Here is a 19,374-nt window from a genome sequence, read left to right as displayed (position 1 = left end):
ATAAATTTTATATGTTACAATCAGACCTGCAAAAAGTAAGTATCCGGCTTTTCCGGATTAAATATCTCGGAGGCCCAGAAAAGGGTTACCAGTTCATTTTCACCGATATTGCTGATGTGGTGTGTATAACCTGGAGGTATATCGACAACACGAAACTCTTTTCCAGAGACCCGATGTTCGATCACCTCTACTCCATCAATCTGCCGGAAACGAATCACCGCATCTCCTTCCACAACCATGAACTTTTCCGTTTTGGTATGGTGATAGTGGTTGCCTCTGGTAATCCCCGGCTTGGTACGTGAAACAAAAATCTGCCCAAACGCGTTGCTCTTCAACATTTCGGCAAGGCTTCCCCGTTCGTCAGATCTGATCTGAAGCGGATAGGCAAAATCATCGCCCTCAAGATAGGAGAGATAGGTAGCATAAAGCGCCTTGACAAATAGACTGTCAAAACCAGGTAAAACAAGGGTTTGACGTGATTCGCGAAATGATGTAATCAAGCCTGCAAGCTCGCCAAGTGTTATGGAATATGCACTAAGATCCGCACCAAATGCAAAGCCTGATTCCTTCACTCCTTCCTCTGCAGGAATTTCACCAACCAATGCAGCAACAACATCATCAATATAGGTCAACTCAAGCGAGCGACCCGGATCGGAAATAGTAACCGGTAACCCGTGAGCAATATTATGGCAAAAAGTTGCTGTCACCGAATTGTAGTTTGGACGGCACCATTTACCAAAAAGATTCTTAAAGCGGTAAACAACCGCCCGTGCACTGGTTATTTCTGCAAAACCCCGTAGTACTTGTTCCGCCTGCAACTTGCTGCTACCATAAGGATTGTCAAGTTCTGCCTGAATGGAAGAAGCCAAAATAATCTTCGGAGTCCGTTCCAACCGCTGAAGAATAGCACATAGTTCTTCAGTCAACCCCGTATTTCCGCTCCTGAACTCCTCATCGTTTTTCGGACGGTTAACTCCGGCAAGATGAAAAACTACCTCAGCCTCACCAAGCATAGGCTCCAGTTCCGCAGAAGTATTATCACAATCAAATTCTACAAGCTGTATACTCTCCATCGTACGCAAAACAGAACAAAGATTCCTGCCTACAAAACCCTTCGACCCGGTTACAAGAACATTCATGGTATTTTCAAAATTGTTAAACCTCAACCCGTTCACCTCTCATCGCAGCATTCACGCAATCAAGCTTCAAAAGCAACTCACACATGCCATCAACATCAACTCTTGCAGTGTTATGTGAATTATAATCCTCCTTCAGTGACACCTCTTCACGCCCTTCACTGAAAAAAGCAGCATAGTTCAAATCACGATTATCAGCAGGAACTCGGTAATACCCGCCCAAATCCTGAGCAACTGTAAGCTCTTCACGGGTCAGAAGCGATTCATAAAGTTTTTCCCCATGGCGTGTACCGATGATGCTAACTGAGACATCGCTCTTCATCAGTTTCTTCAGTGCCAACGCCAACACTTCAATAGTAGCACTTGGTGCCTTCTGCACAAAAGTATCACCTGGCTGACCATGAGTGAAGGCATAAAGCACAAGATCAACTGCATCATCAATCGTCATCATGAAACGAGTCATTTTGGGATCAGTGATGGTCATGGGCCGACCCTCCTGGATATGCTTCAGAAACAGCGGAATAACAGAACCCCTACTTGCCATCACATTACCATAACGCGTCACGTTAATAACCGTCCGACTCCCAGAAACACGCGACTGGGCAACGGCAATTTTCTCCATCATAGCCTTTGAGATACCCATCGCGTTAATCGGATAGACTGCTTTATCAGTACTCAGCACTACCACCCGCTTCACACCAACAGCAGTAGCCTGTGTAAGCACATTGTGTGTACCCATCGCATTGGTACGAAGCGCCTCAACAGGAAAAAACTCACAGGAAGGAACCTGTTTCAGAGCCGCCGCATGAAAAATAAAGTCAACACCCTCCATCGCATCCCTTACACTATCCGCATTGCGCACATCCCCAATGTAAAACTTAAGCTTGGTATGAGCATAATGCTTGCGCATATCATCTTGCTTCTTTTCGTCCCTACTGAAAACTCGAATTTCCGCTATATCAGTCTGAAGGAAACGCCTTAAAACAGCATTGCCAAAAGTACCTGTGCCACCTGTTATAAAAAGCTTTTTATCTTTGAACATTTATGTGTATTGTTTTAAATTCACGATGCCAATCACGTTCGAAAACAGTATTCCAAAGCACATCTAAGCCCATCAACGGGGTCAGCTTTCTTCCTCCATAAACTAAGAATCTGCTTTGATGCAATTTTATATTTGAGGAGATTTTCTGCCTTAGTAACATCCAATAGAGCTTCAATCAGCGATTCCACATCGCCTGCATGGAAATAACGACCATTCTCACCATCACATAGCAATTCAAAGGCAGCACCAACAGCATCAGAGCAAACCAATGCTAAACCAGCGCAGACTGCTTCATTAACAACAAGAGCCCACGGCTCATAATCCGATGGCAGCACCAATATATCTGCAAACTGATACAGTGCAGACATATGCTCTTGAGAACTGACAAATCCAGTCCAATAAACTCTATGCCTTAACCAATCTGGAATACGCATTTTGAGTTCTGCTTCCAAAGACCCACCACCAACAATAAGTAAATCCCATTCAGAACGTTGCTCTGCAATTTTAGCAAATGCATCGATTAACAGATCAAGACGTTTAATCGCAACCAACCTCCCGGAATATATTAGACGATAACGATCAGGATCAAATTTGAACTGCATCGTCAGAGACTTTACTGTATCCGTCGAAATCTCCTCAATCAACGAATAATCCGGCTCAACAGGCGAAAAGAATATCTGCTCAGGCCGAGCACCATATTTTTCAAAATATTGGCTACCAAGAGTACCACAAGGAAGAAATGCACTACAACAGGAAACAACTCGTTTTACTATAATCGACTTTATAAATGACCTTAAACCACTATTACAATCTCCGAGTATATTGCTATCACCTAATATCAAACAAGCTATATCATTTTTATAGCACCATTCTATCAAAAGATAATGAGCGATATTTCCATATCCTAAAACAATTACGGCAATAGGGCTAATTGTTTTTATTTCTTTAACTAATTGCAGATATCGAGAATAAGAATGTCTAATCGCAGAGAGATTATAATGCTGAATCGCGTACTCATCTTTGCCTAAAACGACTGCATTTAGTATGGGTTTTAGAGTAATCTGCCACTTACCCATACTGAATTCATAAGAATAGATCGTGTGCAATTTAAAATCAAATAACTCACCAGCAATTCTCTCAAGAAAATGAGTGCCATAGGGAGTTATTCCATTACTAATAAATACCAATGACGGATTTTTTGATAGCAGCATTTGCTGCCCAAGCTTAATCATTTCACAATAGATTTTTCTTCGATATGTTCTATACTTTTAAGCATCTTAAGAAATTTATCTTGTCCATCTTTCATATTATGATAACGCTGTATACACTCTTGAGCATTCAAACGGATCTGACATTTTCTCTGTTCACTATCAAGCAACTCCCTCAATGCAGCTTTGAGTAGTAAAACACTACGTTTCGAAACAACGACACCCCAACCCATACGTACAGCATACTCAACAGTTCCACTATATTCCGGTCCATAAACCAATATAGGCTGACCACTCATCATGTAAAGATGGGCCTTGCTGGATATGGAATATTCTATCATTTTTTGAGCCACATTAAAAGATTCCGGAAGAAATAATACCGATGCCGTAGACAGCACTTTCGGAATTTCTTCATGGGATGGCAAAGGATAAAACACAATCTCAGAAGCGTCAAGAAGTTCTATTGGTAGATCTTTTGGTATTCCTGAACAATAAACATCAATTTGAATCTCTATACTATTATTTTTCATTATTTTGACTGCAGCAAGTAAGTCTTGAAGAGCTTCATAACGGCGTAATGCAAGACTACCGGTATAAACAATCCTATGCTGTTTAATAATGATCTCTTGTTCAATTTTAGAGCCAGAACTCATCAGAAATCGCATAGGATCATCTAAATGGTATGTTACGTCAAAGCTTTCACCATACCTACGCTTATACAACCGCTGCATTTTTTCACCAAAAGCCATACGAAGAGTAGCTCTTGATACTAATTGCCGTGTTCGGTGGCGTAGAATACTGCCCATAGGAAAAGAATTGTAAGTATAACTTGGCCAGTCATCTGTGGTCTGAAAGCAAATTGGAATACTAAATCGTTTGGCAATCAGCATTGGCAGAGTTACAAATCCCAACGAATAGCCCTGACAATAGATCAAGTCCGGCTTAAATTCGCTAACAAACGTCGCCATAGAAGATGATAAACGTACACGAAAAATCATTTCCCATAACCCTGAAGCTATTAGCCACTCACCAAAATGCTTCTTGATAACGGCAATAAAACTCTTAAACGAGTATGTTCTTTTAATGTTCGAATGATTATTTTCTGAGTGAATCGCAACTATATCAACAATGCCTCTGCGTATTTTATTATAGATACTACCAAAAACACGGTCATTAGCCTGCAAATGATAATAATAATCACAAAACTCTCCTGATCCCTTTGATTCACCAGAATATATCTGTGCAAGATGATCCGATGGCCATTGTCCAAACTGTTTTCTAATAATGAGATTTATAGGCTCCTCTATCTTAATCTTAGCCATCAGTACCAGCAAAACCCTCGGGTATTCAGAACTTACCATGCTATCATTAACAGATTAACTTTTGTTGAGAACTACTCTAACTTGAGATAAAAACTCTTCAGATGGGTTGTTAGGATCAAACTCACCAATATATTGGCCTTTTTTAGGAGCAATACCCCAATCTAAAAGAGACTGTCCTGGATGAGAAATACTGGGCATTTGCCCAAGGTAACAACCCCATGCGACAAAAGAACTTGAACCTGATCCGATAAGAAGACTTGTTTTTGCTAAAACAAGAAGATCACTGATAGCAGAAGCAGGTCGTAATAACTGTACATTTTCTAATGATAATAGTTCATCTAATTGTCGATGTGTTCCATCTGATATCACAACTGCACGACAGGGATAATTTATTTCACTTCGTATTATATTAAGGCATCTTACAAACCATTTTATGGGTGTTTTTTGTCCTTTTTGCAACTTACCATTTATAATAACTGGCTCGCCAAAATCATTGCCACAGCGAACACATATGCCAATAGGAATACAACCAACAGAATCAACAATATTTAAATATTTTACCTTAGTGATAAGTTGTAATTCATCATAAAGAAAATTATGCCAATTATTAAGAGGTAAAAAATAATTTTCGTATCCAGAAAAAATAATGGTCACATTTTTTTTCTCTGTTTGAACCGGATATTGGGACTCCAAAGAATCTGGCTCATGGAAAACAGATATTCTGCTTGTCGTCATTAACCCTTTGATTACACTCAAATCATTCGAACGTCTACGGAATAGTCCAAATAATATCAATTGTCGAACGTAACTATTATAATCGATTCCGCCTCTAAATATCTGACTAATAGCAGGCCTTAACCAAACGGGAGATATCATCTGTGCTGAATTGACAAATGCAAATATACGGCATCTTGCCCAAGGAAAAAGCCGATTACCAAACCCCATACCCCTTCCAAGAAGTCCTTGACCGAACTGTGTTTTACAATACAACATTTAATATATATTTTACAAATAATAACACTATGATTAATAAAATCTTATCAACATCAATAATATTTTCTCAAATGATAAACTCTCTGAAAGAATTGCCCAAAACATTTAAAAATGTAAGCTAAATATTGAGCCTTTTTCGTACAGATATTAATTTACTATTCTATACATTTTTATAATTGTATAAACTACTTTTTTTGTTAGAAAAAAAAGTAAAAATCATCCCAAACTGTGCCCAATATAAATTCTGCTCTAAAGCAGGAATTGACATAATAACAAAGAAATATGGCAATACAAGTAACATTACAGGTAATAGTGCCATGTTTACATGATAGGCATATTTTTTATATAAAAAAAATTCACGTATAAATAATATAATTAAACTCAAAAGGCCAAGCACCCATACAATGATATGGGTAATAGCTGACAACCAACCATAACTTATACCAAGTCTAATTAAAGTATTGTGAATAAGAGTTCCTTCTTGTGCAAGAATAATGCTTTCATCAGTATATTCTATCGGACCTCTTTGAAAAATTTGTTTAAACCCCCTTTCCATGACACCATATCTTGAATTTTCTTGAAGAGATGAATCTCCCTCAACCGTAAATCTGTTATACAATTTACTAAATATAGAATCAGAAGATGCCTGTTCAAGGACAAATGGACTCATGTTAATTGTTGCATACAATATCGCTGATATAATTAGAAACTGTCTGTAAGGATTTTTGTATTTGAAAGAAAAAGCAAATATTACCAATGAGAGAATCATCGCCATTGTACCAGCTCGAGAAACAGATATGAGTATAAGAAATACTGTTATAAAGGCCATTATAATCCAGATAAACAAATTGACGCGAGATTCTGGTTCGCGTAGCAGAGCAAGCTGTGCTCCCAACGATATAACCAAATATGAAGAAAGATAGTTGGGGTCACCGGCTAAACCACAAAATTGTAATGCAAATGTATACGGTTGATAATCTGAAAATGTTATACCAGTGAAATATACAAACAACTGTGGAAGCACAGATAACGCGATTACAATCAACGTTTGTCGTCTTATCCCTCGCTGTGAAAGATATACAATAACATAAAATGGCACTAAAAAAGCGCGAACAAATGAAAATAACAATATCTCATAACGACCAGACTGTATAACCGCGAGTAATACGGCAACATTCAAATATAAAAAAATAATTAGTCGTCTATAGTCATAGCGTGATATTTGACTTCCCATAAGATATAAACCAATTCCAGCGGCAATAGGAACTAAACGAAAAAGAGCGACAACTTTAACGCTTTCACACATAAGAAAAATAAGGAACAAAACCCAACAAGCATCCTGAATCCAATACATATTAATTCCTATATGCTTATGCAATATCGGCAACTTGTTTTTACTGCTATAATGAGTTATATATTGCATATGTCAAAAAAAGTAGATTAAAGAAATAATTTTTTTGACATATATTCTACACACAACAAAATACTGCAAGGTAATAATACCATCTCTAAACATTTTTTAAAATAATATTTTCATAAATATTGATTGTTTCATCGCAATTAGCAGTCCTACTATGACGTTTTTCAGCTTCTATTATTTCTTGTTGTGATATACGCTGAGAGAATTTATGATCAGTAAACACTCGTCTTATATTTTCTGCTAATATTTCAACTTCTTCAAAGCGATATAATAGTCCTGTTTCTCCATGGGTAATCATATCTGGAATTCCGCCAACATAAGATCCGATCGTTGGCACACCCAAAATCTGAGCTTCACCAAGAGAATTAGGACTATTTTCTATACTTGATGGACATATAAACAAATGAGCATGAAGGTATTCTCTTATCATCTCCTCCTCTACCAAAGGGCCAGTGAACACAATTCGATCATAAAGCTTTAACGTATTTATTAATTGTCTAATATAAGATCCATAGCCATCAATTTTAAGTCTGTTTATTAATGTTCCACGGTTAATAATAGAATGACCAGCTACTCTCAACCTTATCTGCGGGAATTCTTTAATAAGAAGTGCAATAGCCTTTAAAACTTGATGCAGTCCTTTTATAGGATATGATGCCTGACTTAGAAATATTGTGTAATCATTCTTTTTTTTACAACTCCATTTTGGTGCTTCATAAAAGCTTTTACGCAAAATTTCATTACAATGATGATAATTCACTGTTGTATTAATTGCCTTTGTATGAGCAAGGTCCCATGTTGTACGACCGATTACATGTTTTGTCCGATTTATATATTCTTTTTCATATATACCACGGTTAATAAAATTATTTTTTCCATGAAAAATGGTATCTAATCTCAAAATATCTCTTATTGAAATATTCATAATGATGTCAATAGCATTCAAATCAGCATAATAATATCTTGCATAAACACTAACAAGTCCTTGCATCGATACTAAGTATTGTGCGTTGGGACAAGAACGCATACAGGCTAAAGCATGTTGATATTCAGTACCGTGTATATGCACTAAATCAGGCATAAAACTTGAAACTATGTCTTTCCATAATGGCTCAAGGCTTTTTTGATAACTGTTTTGTTTTTTAGAAGGCAACATATAATATACTATACCATTCAAATCCATACGTTTAAGACCATCATCATTGTATACCGTAGCAACAGCAAGAGAAATATCTTTTTTTGCGACAAGATTTTCCGCAAGTCCATACATCCAACCACCTACAACAGGAACAGGCAAAGAAAGTGCAATACTTGGCTCAGGAAATAATGTATTTGTAATCCAAAGAATTCGCATAACTTTCTACTATAATATATGAAGTTAAGATTCATTAATTCACTATATCGCGGCATAGCTTCGAGTAAAAGACTTATAACCACTTAGGTGATATTTACTTTTTTTATACTAACACTATCACTACTGTCAGATTGTAAACCAATTAAATTAGACAAGTTGCAATCGTCATCAATTTAGATTGGTGTGCCGTGTTTTTAGCGTTTTTTAAATTATTCACTTATAAAGGCATCGCCCATGTAGAGGGGTACTAATACAAAGTGTAGCTAATCGGGATTGGTGAGGGCCAGAAATCCTATCCATTCCCCTTCCACACCACCCGGCATACGGGACCGCACCGGGCGGTTCGAGTAGTTGAGGTCATGAGAGTCGGGGTACACCAAGTTTATCGAAGTAGGCAATGGGCATAACACGGTTCATCTCGTAGCGGCTCATGTACCACCAGCGGCGCACATTGATCGCCACTCTCCAAGCTTGTTCCTCACTCGCACCCATTTTCCGTACTTCACGATATACCGTCATTCCCCGTCGCCATTGCTTGAGTTGCAACGCACGTAGTCGATACCGCAGCCATCCATCCAGTTTCTAAAATATACTGGACGTTTGGGCAAAATGAAACTTCCCGCCGCAAGCAGCGAGGTATCTGTTCCTAAAAAACTCCACTATGCCATCACGGTAACCGGCATTACTTGCAGGGTAAAGCCAAAAGGTATCGGCTCTTCTTCAAAGTCCCTCAAGGGTGCGAGCTTTATACTTCTCATCATAATAACCAGCACCCGGATCGATATATTTGATGCCGTATCTGAGGATTTTGTAAAAGATCGTAGCGATTTTTCTTGCCGTCGCAGTAATGACTAACGACTTCCCTGATCGAGCTGCCAATCTTCGGTAGAAATCCCCCCTAATGCACTATCGGTCTTGCCAAGAACGGGAATCGCTAATCGGAGCAGCGTTGAAACTCGGTTGGATGACTTCCTTGTTCTGGAAGAGAGTACCTTGCCACCGGATATCTTGTTGGCTGGAGCCAAGCACTGCCATGAGGTAAAGTGCTTGGATGTCGGCCAGCATGACATATCGGTACCACATTCTGCGATCAACTTCAATACAAGCGTCGCCCCTATACCATGGATCTCCGTAAGATCAATCCCAAGAATGTTGCACAACTCAGTACGTACGTCAAAGTTCATGGCATTGCCACCATGACGTTGACTTCTCTTGGGCAACGGTTTTTCAAGAGGCTCGGTCTGTTGCAGAAGTTGAAAGCGGAAGTTGACTCCCTGCTTCGTCAGGCTGAACAGGCCGATCAGTCAGCAATCCCGGACGGGATGAGTATTCCTGAAGAGCTTGAACGCCGTGAAAAACGGCTTGAAGCTATTGCCAAGGCAAAGCTTGAAATTGAACGTCGAGCTGAGGAGCGATACGCAAAAGAACAAGCTGAGCATGAGGAGAAACTGGCAGAGCGTGAACGGAAAGCGCAAGAGCGTGGTAAAAAAAGCAGAGGCAAAATACCGAAAGCACCAGAGCCTGGAGTGAGGAGGTTAATTTGACGGATGAGGAGTCACGAATCATGCCAGTATCGGGAGGCGAATTCATGCAGGCCTATAACGCTCAGGCCAGTGTCGATGTCAACACCATGCTGATTGTCGGAGTTCATGTTACCCAACATACAAATGATAAACTTGAGCTTCAGCCCGCTCTTGAAGAGCTGAACAAACTGCCTGCAAAGCTGGGAACGTTAACCGAGGTGATTGCTGACGCCGGATATTTCAGTGAAAAGAATGTTGAGCTTTGTGAAAAAGAAACGATAACCCCTTAGGGACTTGGTGTATACCGTAATCCCGTTTATCTTGTCTTCAAAAAGCAACCCATCATCCAGAGAACTTGCACATGAAGCCATCTACACTGAATCGCAACAACATAGCACCTGAAGTCGCAGAACTGATTGTTCGTCTGGTTTCCTCAATACCCTGGCCAGCACGACGCCAAGCTATGGGAGATGTGGTACTGACGATATTGAACGGTAAACCTCGGGTAGCAGAAGATGAATTTGGCTGGAATCGTTCATCGGTGGCATTAGGCATCAAGGAATTTGAGAGTGGCATTGCCTGTATTAATGATTTGTCGGAACGACACAAACCAAAATTTGAAGAGAAAAATCCGAAGTTGCTCGAATCCATTCGAAAAATAATGGAGCCATGCAGTCAAGCAGAACCCCGTTTACGAACAACCTTGCTCTATACGAACATGACAGCTCAAGCCGTTTATAATGCCCTTGTTGCCGAAGGATGGCCAGAAGAATCTTTGCCTGCGGTTCGTACACTCTCAAATATTTTGAATCGTCAAAACTACCGTCTACGTACCGTTCAGAAAACCAAAGTCGAAAAAAAACAGCAGAAACAGATGCCATCTTCGACAATGTCAGGCAAATGAATGCGCAGGCAGATGCTGATCCTGAAACATTAAGACTCAGCATTGACACCAAAGCGACAGTGCATGTAGGCCTCTATTCACGAGGCGGAAAGTCTCGTGGACTCAAAGCAGTAGAAGCATGGGATCATGATATGCGACCTAAGGAAAAGCTTGTTCCTGGCGGTATACTGGAACCAGTCAGCGGTAAATCGTTCTTGTTTTTTGGCACAAGCAACAAGACCAGTGACTTTATGGTTGATGGACTTGAGTTGTGGTGGAATGAGCGAAAGCAAGCACTTTCTCACGTCAAAGAGTTGGTACTCAACATGGATAATGGTCCAGAGTGTAGTGGGAGGCGGAGTCAATTTCTGTACCGGATGGCCGCTTTGCCGATATGACCGGACTTGGTATTCGATTGATCTACTATCCGCCCTATCACAGTAAGTATAACAACATTGAACGCTACTGGGCAGGATTAGAAAAATCATGGAATGGTTATCTCCTTGAGAGTGTAGCAACCGTCATAAATCGTGCCTGCAAATTTATTTGGCGAGGGATAGCCGCAAGGTCAATGCTGGTGGAGACGGTATACCAGAAGGGTATCAAGCTCTGTGGCAAGGAAAAAAAGAATCTGGAAAAAAGACTGATGCGCTCACCAAGCCTTCGTTGGTGGGATATCTGCATCAGACCTCAATCGGTATTTTTACAATGACCGTGTCCCTTACATCGCAACAAGCAGAGAATCTCATAACCAGTCGCCTGCTGACCGCTTCAGCGAACCCGAACCCATAGCCAAAGATGCTGACGCGGTAACAAAAATGAAACACCGATTGAAAACAAAGGACGGCAAGGCCGTCTATGCAAAACGCAAATGTACGGTTGAGCCGGTGGGCTCTCCGCAGAATTTAGTGGGTTGCAGTGAAACCATAATACTTCATAATACAGTAGGGAGGTTAAGATTGCTACGATATAATAGTGCCTTTGTTCGGTAGCTTTCGAAGCTGATAAAGACCCTTGACGAGGCTATAAAAAGCTGCATCTCGTTTTTGTGCATTTTGTTACCGCCTCAGTTGTTTCTTGCTTAAATCGTCAAAGATGCTGTTTCTATCGCTTATTTTCATACACATGTCTTTCATCATAGGGATCCATTCTGACTCATTCGATGAATCAATATTACACCTTACCAACTCTTTCTTACTCTATTCCCACTAAAATCCGCGAATAGCCCAAAAAATAAGGGGACTTGTAATTTATGGACGATATCATTGATACTTTTCCTAAAACGGCAATTCCTACAGGCTGTTTTCACATTGGAACTCGGGGTATACTTCGACGGCTGGATGATGGTAGCTATATGAGCTGAGAGGTTCCCATGTAGTTCTGTGAGGGGCTGGAGGTGATATTCCTCTGGTCTACTCACCTTTTTATGAGGGCTTAATACTTTATCAGTTTTCTATATAATTTATTTGAATAATTTTTTAACCTATATTTAACACTCATTCCAATCCGAAATAATGGATAACAAAGAGGACTCATGACCAGTATAACTATTCTATCCAACACAAGGGTAGCTATGCGATAATACTTAGAACGCAAGAGAATATTAATATCAACAGTTTGGCGTAACTCATTGGAAATAAAACCATCACGTATATCGGCCATCATTTTTACAACTTGTACCGGTTGAATACCACGGAATGGCCTAATCCAACTAAGATGCTCAGGCAAATTATGCAATTTGAATGGATGTGTAATCTGCTTGAAGTTTAATTCATGCCAAGAAAGTATAGTTGAACTGAACCCACCACCCTGATTGGTTTTTTCTTGTGACTGAACACTGTAATAGTTCACTTTTGAAAAAACCTGAGAGGGAAATACCAAGCAGTAGTGATATCGATAAATCCCTTTCTTAGTCATTATTGCTGATGACACATCACCACGAAGTGAAACATTTTCGCCTTCTTTATCCACCACAGTTGGAGGACGATGTTCTTTATACTGAAACCCCTCTCCCCAAGCAAACACTCTTGCTCCAGAAATCCCTCTGTCAAATATTGCCAACCCGATACCTTTGTTAATATAGTCGATTCCTCCCCAAAAACTGTGTTGCGGAAAAGTTATTCGTCCAACTCCCTGCTCAAGTAGCTTTATAATATTTTCCATATCCAGCTCTCTGTAGAACTCATCGGAGTCGACCTGCCAAAGATAGTTTCCTGTAGCACGCCTAGCAAATGCCCGACACATTTCAGTTTTTTCAGGCCAGAATCCGTCTTTATACCCCTCATCATAGGCACTAACCAAGATAACCTTATGCTCAAGATCTTCTCCTCCCTGAAAGCAGCGAAGAGTTTCAAGTGTCCCATCAATCGAATGGCCATCTGGCGTTGCAACTGCTTTGGCTGTCCGGCATGCACCCTCCACAACAATAATCTGATGCGCCCAAGGATAGAGACTCAGTAAGTTATATCTCGTAAACGGTTCTCCGTTCAAAACAATCATGCCAAATGTGATTCTTACTGAATCTACTGAGTTCTTTCCTAATAGATTATTCATGCCCAAAAAATCTCCACTCTCACATAAATTATTCATGATCCCCTGCGAAGGAGGATTTTTAATGCCAAAAGGACAGCAATTCAAGACTTGAAAAAGCGAAATCAAATTTTATAAATTAAGCACAGTTATCAATTTTATGGCCTATTGACCTCCATTACAAAGAAAAAGCGTTTGTTCGTTTGTTCGGAGAAATTATTCGTAACATAGATTTAAGCGGTTAACAAGAATTGTTTCCGTAATATAAGGGCAAGAAAGGAAACAGAAACCCCTGCCCCTGTAAATCATGAAGTTAAGTGACTTGGAATTATCTGCATGCAATCGTGCAAAGCTACAAGAAGTTGTGGCTAATCGGAGTGATTGGCGAGCACGTCATCGGGCTCAAACACTGTTACAATTTGACGCTGGCTTGAAAGCAAAGGCCATAGTGGCGTTGCAAGGCCTGAATATCGATACGGTTTATGACCGACGTAGGGCTTGCTGAACAAACCATCGGTTAGCAACATTTCGAAAACCGCACAAATCTCGCTTCCAGGCTGATTGCATCGACCAATGCTACCAATTGTTGCGTTTTTGGTCTCAGAAGGCTGTAGAGTGCTTTTTTGGCCATCATAAACGACCATACACATCCAAAAAGGCGTAAAAAATGAACCCCCAGCAGTTTCTGCAGGTTCATAACCATAACAATGAGCGCGACGACCGTCTCACTGGTTCCAGCGAGCTTGGCCATAATACGATTCATCCCGAACCGTCGCTTTCCTTGGCCAAACTTTCCTTCAACAGCGTTGCGGATTCCCTCATCTTTCCGCGTCAGTCTCTTTCGTTCAGCATTCACTTCAGGGTCCTTTGGCGGCCGTCCAAGAGGGACTCCACTCATCCTGATTCCATGCACTTTACACCACTGGCGATTGGCTCTGTTTCGATAGATCTTGTCAACATGTACGGACTCAGGATAGTACCCCTCACGCTCGTAGTAACGTGTAATCTCGGCAATCAGATCACTGCCTTCGTTGTAGGCCGACCATGACATTTTCTCCACATTACTCCATCCATCAACAACACTCAGCGACAGTTTCATGCCGAATTCGGTTTTCGCACTTGCCTTGCCCCGAACTATCGGACGAACATGCGGTTGACTGACACTGATAATCCAATCGTTCATTTGGTGACTGTTGGTTTTATACATAACGCGCTGTTGACGATATATCTCTGAACAGACTAACAGCTTACCATATAACTGTTTACTCTGTACGCTCAATGACACCTCCGCTGCAAGAGCTTCAATGCTTTTCAGATTTCTGCCCAGATAACCCAACTGTTTGCGAAGACCTTTGCGAAGGGTTTTCGCTGGCTTCATGCGAAGTTTTGTCACATTCAGAAAATCCTTCCGAGCATTTTTCCGATACGTGCGTGGCTTTTTCATCCCTTCCGGAGCATGCGCATAGAGTTTATCGATGATCTGTTCCGTTTTCACGCGGGCATCATTGAGCAAGCCGAGATCCGTCGGATAACGAATATCTGCCGGGGCGCACGTTGCATCAAGTATCAGTTGACCTTTGTTTTCTGGACCCTCAACCGACAATGAGCAAGTTGCTATGTCGTCATCCAACGGAGGTGCATCAGGTGTTAATTTATCAGAAAGCGCTTCATTGATTGCAGGCTCTGGTTCAGCTTCGATTGGGTTCTCAGGAATAACCGCTCTACCTTTTGTCGCTTCCGCAGCTATCCTCTTGGAAGCACCATTTCTGCGACTCTCTTTTTGTTGCTGCTCCTGCTGCTGTCGTCTCTCAAGCAGTTCACGGTACTGGTTGCGCAGATGCTCTTGTACATTTGCAACATCAAGCGATGTAAACCGTTTTCGAAAATGGGTCATCAACGAAGCATCAAATGGGGCTTCATTTTGAAAAGATGTAAATCCTACAAAAAAATTGTAGATAGGGATTTTCTTGAATTTGAGCAACAGTCTCTTCATCGGTAATACTCAGGGTCTCTTTGATAATCAGTGAACCCAGAGCCGTGCGAACACTCAGTGCCGGTGTGCCATTAGCTGCCGTAAAATTTTTGGCATAAATCTCTTCGGCTGCAAACCATGGAATGGCATTAGCCAATTTTACCCAACGATTGTCGGCTTGGAGTTTCCCGCCAAATGGAAGATAAAATTCATCAACAAATGAGAGCTGCCGGAACCTGGGTTTATACATAACCAATTTCGATGTGCAAGGTTTTTGAGCTATTTCCATCGCTTTTCTTGCACTAATATACGAAAAATGAAAGCCTAATCCAATATAAAATATGTCGTTAGCACTTATTCAGTAGGCCCGACGTAAGAACTGGTTATCAAAGGGGTTTGCCGCTTTATATGACATACATCGAAGCGGTGCACCTCCGAAACTAAACGCCATTCACCTTGAACAGATCACGATTTGGACGGAAAAGGAAGCACTGACAGCTCGAGCGATAGTAGCTCGGTTAAAGAAAGAGTGCAATGTAAAAGTGAGCGTTGGTACCGTAACTAATGCGTTGAAAACACTTGGTTTTGTATAGAAAAGTACACGCCTGTGGTTAAAAAAACGAGATGAAGTCCGGTTTAGACAAGCACAGTTAGAAATAGAATTGATGAAAGATGAAGTCGAACGCGATGAGAGGATCTTAGCCTTTGTAGATGAGACTGGTTTCGCACTGGCCCAGCCAAACCGCAGCGCCTAGCAGCCTGTCGGAATTGACGTTTTAGGCAAAAAAAACAATGATATCGTCCATAACCTTATTTTTTGATTTTGGTCATTTATGACGGTACTTTTTTCTGTTGATGAGACCAAAATAGGGCCAATCAGGCGCTTTTACCACCATATTCATGCCATTATCTGACGTAATACATTCACTCGCTTCAGATTCCACGCAATACTGACAAGATCCCATTCACCTCTTACATTTTCTATACCTCTGAGCAGAAACTGCCGGAAGCACATCACTGATTTGATGACTCCAAACACCGGCTCAACCGTACATTTGCGTTTTGCATAGACGGCCTTGCCGTCCTTTGTTTTCAATCGATGTTTCATTTTTGTTACAGCGTCAGCATCTTTTGCTATGGGCTCGGGTTCGCTGAAGCGGTCAGCAGGCGACTGGTTATGAGATTCTCTGCTTGCTGCGATGTAAGGGGTTATCGTTTCTTTTTCACAAAGTCCAACATTCTTTTCACTGAAATATCCGGCGTCAGCAATCACCTCGGTTTACGTTCCCAGCTTTGCAGGCAGTTTGTTCAGCTCTTCAAGAGCGGGCCGAAGCTCAAGTTTATCATTTGTATGTTGGGTAACATGAACTCCGACTATCAGCATGGTATCGAGATCAACACTCGCCTGAGCGTTATAGGCCTGCATGAATTCGCCTCCCGATACTGGCATGATTCGTGACTCTTCATCTGTCAAATTAACCTGGTCACGATTCCTCACTCCAGGCTCTGGTGCTTTCGGTGTTTTGCCTCTGCTTTTTTTACCACGCTCTTGCGCTTTCCGTTCACGCTCTGCCAGTTTCTCCTCATGCTCAGCTTGTTCTTTTACATATCGCTCCTCAGCTCGACGTTCAATTTCAAGCATTGCTTTGGCAATAGCTTCAAGCCGTTTTTCACGGCGTTCAAGCTCTTCAGGAATACTCATCCCGTCCGAGATTGCTGACTGATCGGCCTGTTCAGCCTGACGAAGCAGGGAGTCAACTTCCGCTTTCAACTGCTTTTCAAGTTTGCAGGCATGACCCCAACTCAGTGCCTGATGCTTGGAAGCATTGGCCTTGATTTTGGTACCATCAAGACTGATCTTGCCGATCTTGAGGATGTTCATTTCATGGGCAAGAGTCAAAATCTGGATAAAGAATGGTTTCAGTTCAGCAAGAAAACGTTTCCGGAAATTTGCTATGGTGTCATGATCCGGATGACTGTTTCCGGTGATATAGCGGGCCGCTATGGATTCATAAGAGGCAAGTTCCAGCTTCCTGCTTGAAAAGGTTCCGGTGGCATAACCGTAAAAGAGGAGGCTTAACAACATTTCCGGATCATAGGCTTTGCAGCCTCTGCCTGCATAGGCGTCTCTTAATGGAGTAAGATCAAGCTGGGCAACAATATCAACAACAAAGCGTGCGAGATGATTGACCGGCAGCCAATCCTGAACAGATTGCGGCAAAAGGTAGAGTGTATCTCGATCGGCTGAAAGAAAGTCGGAATGCATTGCTTTTCAGTGGATAGTTAAGCGATTATGATGCAAGCAATATACGACTTATCTTGTTTATTATAAAAGGCTTATGAGACTATTTTTACGATTTCGTGCTGCTGGATAATCCGACAGGCTGCTAGAGTCCAATAGGCAAATGTCACAAGATTGACGCCAACCGGGGAAAACGCCTGAATGTAATCGGAGCCATGCTCTCAACGGGTGATTTGTTCTCAGTTGCGCTGTGGCAAACAACAGATTCACTTATAGTTACCGGCTTTCTTGGTCTGCTGATGAACTACGTGGGTAAACCTTTAACGGTCATTCTGGACAATGCGTCATTCCATAAAGCGAAAGCGGTTCAACCGATGTTAAAGGTGCTGGCTCAAAAGGGGCTGACTCTTTATTTCTTGCCACCTTACAGTCCAGAACTCAATCGAATTGAAAAAGTATTGGCACAAGGTGAAGTATGAATTGATGGAATTCAAGACGCGAAATGAAAAAAACCTTGAAGAAGATGTTCGAAAAATCTTAGCTGGTTTTGGTACTGATTACGTAATAACTTTTTGATGATCGCTTAATGGCATAGTGTCATGTCACTCCTCAATTGTCGGATAAAGGCGTAGCAGCTTGATCCTCGCCTTTTCGTTTGTAAAACGCCAATTTATCTTGGAATTTTTATTGTTTCGTTCCATCTCCCATGCTGCAACTTCCGACTTGACTTCTGTAATCGTCTCAATGCGACGGTTCAAGCACTGAGTCGTCAAAACTCTCAATTCTATCTCTGCCATATTCAGCCAGCTTCCGTGTTTTGGGGTATACACAAACTCGAACCTGTCCAATAACTCCTTTGCTTTATTTGGTTTAAATGTATGATATAATGAGCCTGACTCATGCGTATTGAGGTTGTCCAACACCAGCGTAATCCGTTCTGCATGCTGATACTGATTGGCTATCTCTTCAAGGAATTTTGCCCAGTCAGGTCTTTTTCTGTTTGTGGTTATTTGAACCATCCGTTTTCCAACCAACGGTTCATTGGCCATGAAAATATTACAGGTACCATTCCTGCTGTATTCATAATCATATCTGGCCAACTGCCCAGCTCTTGCCGGTATCAGTGTTCTTGTTTCAGCAATCAACTGCTTTGCTGATTCATCCATGCAGACAACCGGGTACAGTGGATCATAAGGTTGCTTTTAAACGTCCAGCACCATCTCCATATGTGCCACAAAATTCCCATCACTGAGCGGTGGAATTATCCATCCATCCTTTTTCCAAGGCTTAATGACGTTTTTTTTAAAACCCTTCGGACGGTCTCATAGGAAATATTGTCTACATAGTCCAGTTCGACTACCTTATCTGCTAATAATCTAAGGGTCCACCGTTTATGCCCTTCAGGTGCGGCTGAGCAGCTCAGGGCTACCAAATGAGCTTCAAAGTCCCCATCTGCTTTCCTGCAATACACTCGTGTTGAGGCTTTTCCTGTGAGGGCCACATCAAAACCCTCCTCTATAAATCGCTTTTTTACCCGGTCTATCGTTTTCATGCTGATATTCAGAACGCTAGCAATGGTTTCATTTATTGAGCGTTCAATCTGGTATTCGCCTTCATCACAAGCAAGCAAAATCAAGGCATTCAGCATCGTTTGAGCCGCGCGTTTTCCTTTGTTGCTGAGAGCTTCCAGTTCCTTTCGTTCTTCTTGAGTCAGGGTCACTTTGTACTTCTTCATAGTCAAATATGGTTG

General features: G+C 41.3%; 15 protein-coding genes and 5 pseudogenes. 7 read left to right on the top strand and 13 right to left on the bottom strand.

Features of this window, described 5'->3' with window-relative positions; translation table 11 throughout:
• Positions 1-20: 20 nt before the first annotated feature.
• From AC56AD_RS02745 to AC56AD_RS02710, 8 genes are all read right to left on the bottom strand, one after another.
• A complete protein-coding gene (locus tag AC56AD_RS02745; protein WP_012507367.1) occupies positions 21-1,139 on the bottom strand; it encodes a polysaccharide biosynthesis C-terminal domain-containing protein in 1,119 nt (372 codons plus the stop codon).
• 16 nt (positions 1,140-1,155) lie between these two features.
• Positions 1,156-2,178, bottom strand: coding sequence for a polysaccharide biosynthesis protein (locus AC56AD_RS02740; RefSeq protein WP_012507366.1), 1,023 nt, complete (start codon positions 2,176-2,178; stop codon positions 1,156-1,158).
• Between the two features lie 32 nt (positions 2,179-2,210).
• Positions 2,211-3,410, bottom strand: coding sequence for a glycosyltransferase family 4 protein (locus tag AC56AD_RS02735; protein ID WP_012507365.1), 1,200 nt, complete (start codon positions 3,408-3,410; stop codon positions 2,211-2,213).
• On the bottom strand, positions 3,407-4,708 hold the full coding sequence (locus AC56AD_RS02730) for a glycosyltransferase family protein (protein WP_150085569.1): 1,302 nt from the start codon (positions 4,706-4,708) through the stop codon (positions 3,407-3,409). Before AC56AD_RS02730 ends, AC56AD_RS02735 begins: the two co-directional genes overlap by 4 nt.
• Before the next feature lie 54 nt (positions 4,709-4,762).
• Complete coding sequence (locus AC56AD_RS02725; protein WP_150085566.1) at positions 4,763-5,443, bottom strand: hypothetical protein; 681 nt, start codon at positions 5,441-5,443, stop codon at positions 4,763-4,765.
• A gap of 418 nt (positions 5,444-5,861) precedes the next feature.
• Entirely contained in the window at positions 5,862-7,055 is a 1,194-nt protein-coding gene (locus AC56AD_RS02720; protein ID WP_012507362.1) for an O-antigen ligase family protein, read from the bottom strand.
• A 154-nt stretch (positions 7,056-7,209) separates the two neighbouring features.
• Positions 7,210-8,475, bottom strand: coding sequence for a glycosyltransferase family 4 protein (locus tag AC56AD_RS02715; protein ID WP_012507361.1), 1,266 nt, complete (start codon positions 8,473-8,475; stop codon positions 7,210-7,212).
• 357 nt (positions 8,476-8,832) lie between these two features.
• Positions 8,833-8,994 carry a hypothetical protein gene (locus tag AC56AD_RS02710; RefSeq protein WP_190274013.1) on the bottom strand — a complete coding sequence of 54 codons (162 nt, stop codon included), beginning with the start codon at positions 8,992-8,994 and terminating at the stop codon, positions 8,833-8,835.
• 81 nt (positions 8,995-9,075) lie between these two features.
• Between AC56AD_RS02710 and AC56AD_RS02705 the strand changes: the two genes are divergently transcribed.
• Positions 9,076-9,330 (top strand): hypothetical protein, encoded by a 255-nt coding sequence (locus AC56AD_RS02705; protein ID WP_150085564.1) that lies wholly within the window; start codon positions 9,076-9,078, stop codon positions 9,328-9,330.
• Here the strand turns inward: AC56AD_RS02705 and AC56AD_RS02700 are convergent.
• Positions 9,327-9,659, bottom strand: coding sequence for a transposase (locus tag AC56AD_RS02700; RefSeq protein WP_083765302.1), 333 nt, complete (start codon positions 9,657-9,659; stop codon positions 9,327-9,329). The genes AC56AD_RS02705 and AC56AD_RS02700 overlap by 4 nt on opposite strands.
• Positions 9,660-9,671: 12 nt before the next feature.
• On the opposite strand from AC56AD_RS02700, the gene AC56AD_RS02695 reads away from it, so the two are divergent.
• The 4 genes and pseudogenes from AC56AD_RS02695 to AC56AD_RS02680 form a co-directional block, all read left to right on the top strand.
• Positions 9,672-10,019, top strand: coding sequence for a hypothetical protein (locus tag AC56AD_RS02695; protein WP_223293964.1), 348 nt, complete (start codon positions 9,672-9,674; stop codon positions 10,017-10,019).
• 20 nt (positions 10,020-10,039) lie between these two features.
• Positions 10,040-10,288, top strand: a complete 249-nt coding sequence (locus tag AC56AD_RS02690; RefSeq protein WP_223293963.1) for a transposase — start codon at positions 10,040-10,042, stop codon at positions 10,286-10,288.
• A gap of 71 nt (positions 10,289-10,359) precedes the next feature.
• A pseudogene (locus AC56AD_RS02685) lies at positions 10,360-11,593 on the top strand (ISAzo13 family transposase).
• A 4-nt stretch (positions 11,594-11,597) separates the two neighbouring features.
• A pseudogene (locus tag AC56AD_RS02680) lies at positions 11,598-11,775 on the top strand (IS1182 family transposase); the annotation flags it as partial.
• A 540-nt stretch (positions 11,776-12,315) separates the two neighbouring features.
• Here the strand turns inward: AC56AD_RS02680 and AC56AD_RS02675 are convergent.
• Both AC56AD_RS02675 and AC56AD_RS02670 read right to left on the bottom strand, forming a co-directional pair.
• Positions 12,316-13,470, bottom strand: coding sequence for a hypothetical protein (locus AC56AD_RS02675; RefSeq protein ID WP_012507360.1), 1,155 nt, complete (start codon positions 13,468-13,470; stop codon positions 12,316-12,318).
• A gap of 457 nt (positions 13,471-13,927) precedes the next feature.
• Positions 13,928-15,632: pseudogene (locus tag AC56AD_RS02670) on the bottom strand (IS5 family transposase).
• Between the two features lie 163 nt (positions 15,633-15,795).
• On the opposite strand from AC56AD_RS02670, the gene AC56AD_RS02665 reads away from it, so the two are divergent.
• Positions 15,796-15,975: a hypothetical protein gene (locus AC56AD_RS02665; protein WP_083765343.1), complete on the top strand. Its 180-nt coding sequence runs from the start codon at positions 15,796-15,798 to the stop codon at positions 15,973-15,975.
• Between the two features lie 305 nt (positions 15,976-16,280).
• Here the strand turns inward: AC56AD_RS02665 and AC56AD_RS02660 are convergent.
• Positions 16,281-17,648, bottom strand: a pseudogene (locus AC56AD_RS02660) (IS1182 family transposase).
• A 191-nt stretch (positions 17,649-17,839) separates the two neighbouring features.
• Between AC56AD_RS02660 and AC56AD_RS02655 the strand changes: the two are divergent.
• Entirely contained in the window at positions 17,840-18,103 is a 264-nt protein-coding gene (locus tag AC56AD_RS02655; RefSeq protein ID WP_049759876.1) for a transposase, read from the top strand.
• A gap of 123 nt (positions 18,104-18,226) precedes the next feature.
• Here the strand turns inward: AC56AD_RS02655 and AC56AD_RS02650 are convergent.
• Positions 18,227-19,359 (bottom strand): annotated as a pseudogene (locus tag AC56AD_RS02650) (IS630 family transposase).
• Between the last annotated feature and the right edge of the window lie 15 nt (positions 19,360-19,374).

Source organism: Pelodictyon clathratiforme, assembly GCF_982375515.1.
Note: the sequence above shows the minus strand (reverse complement) of the source record. Positions and strands in the feature narration are given on the sequence as shown.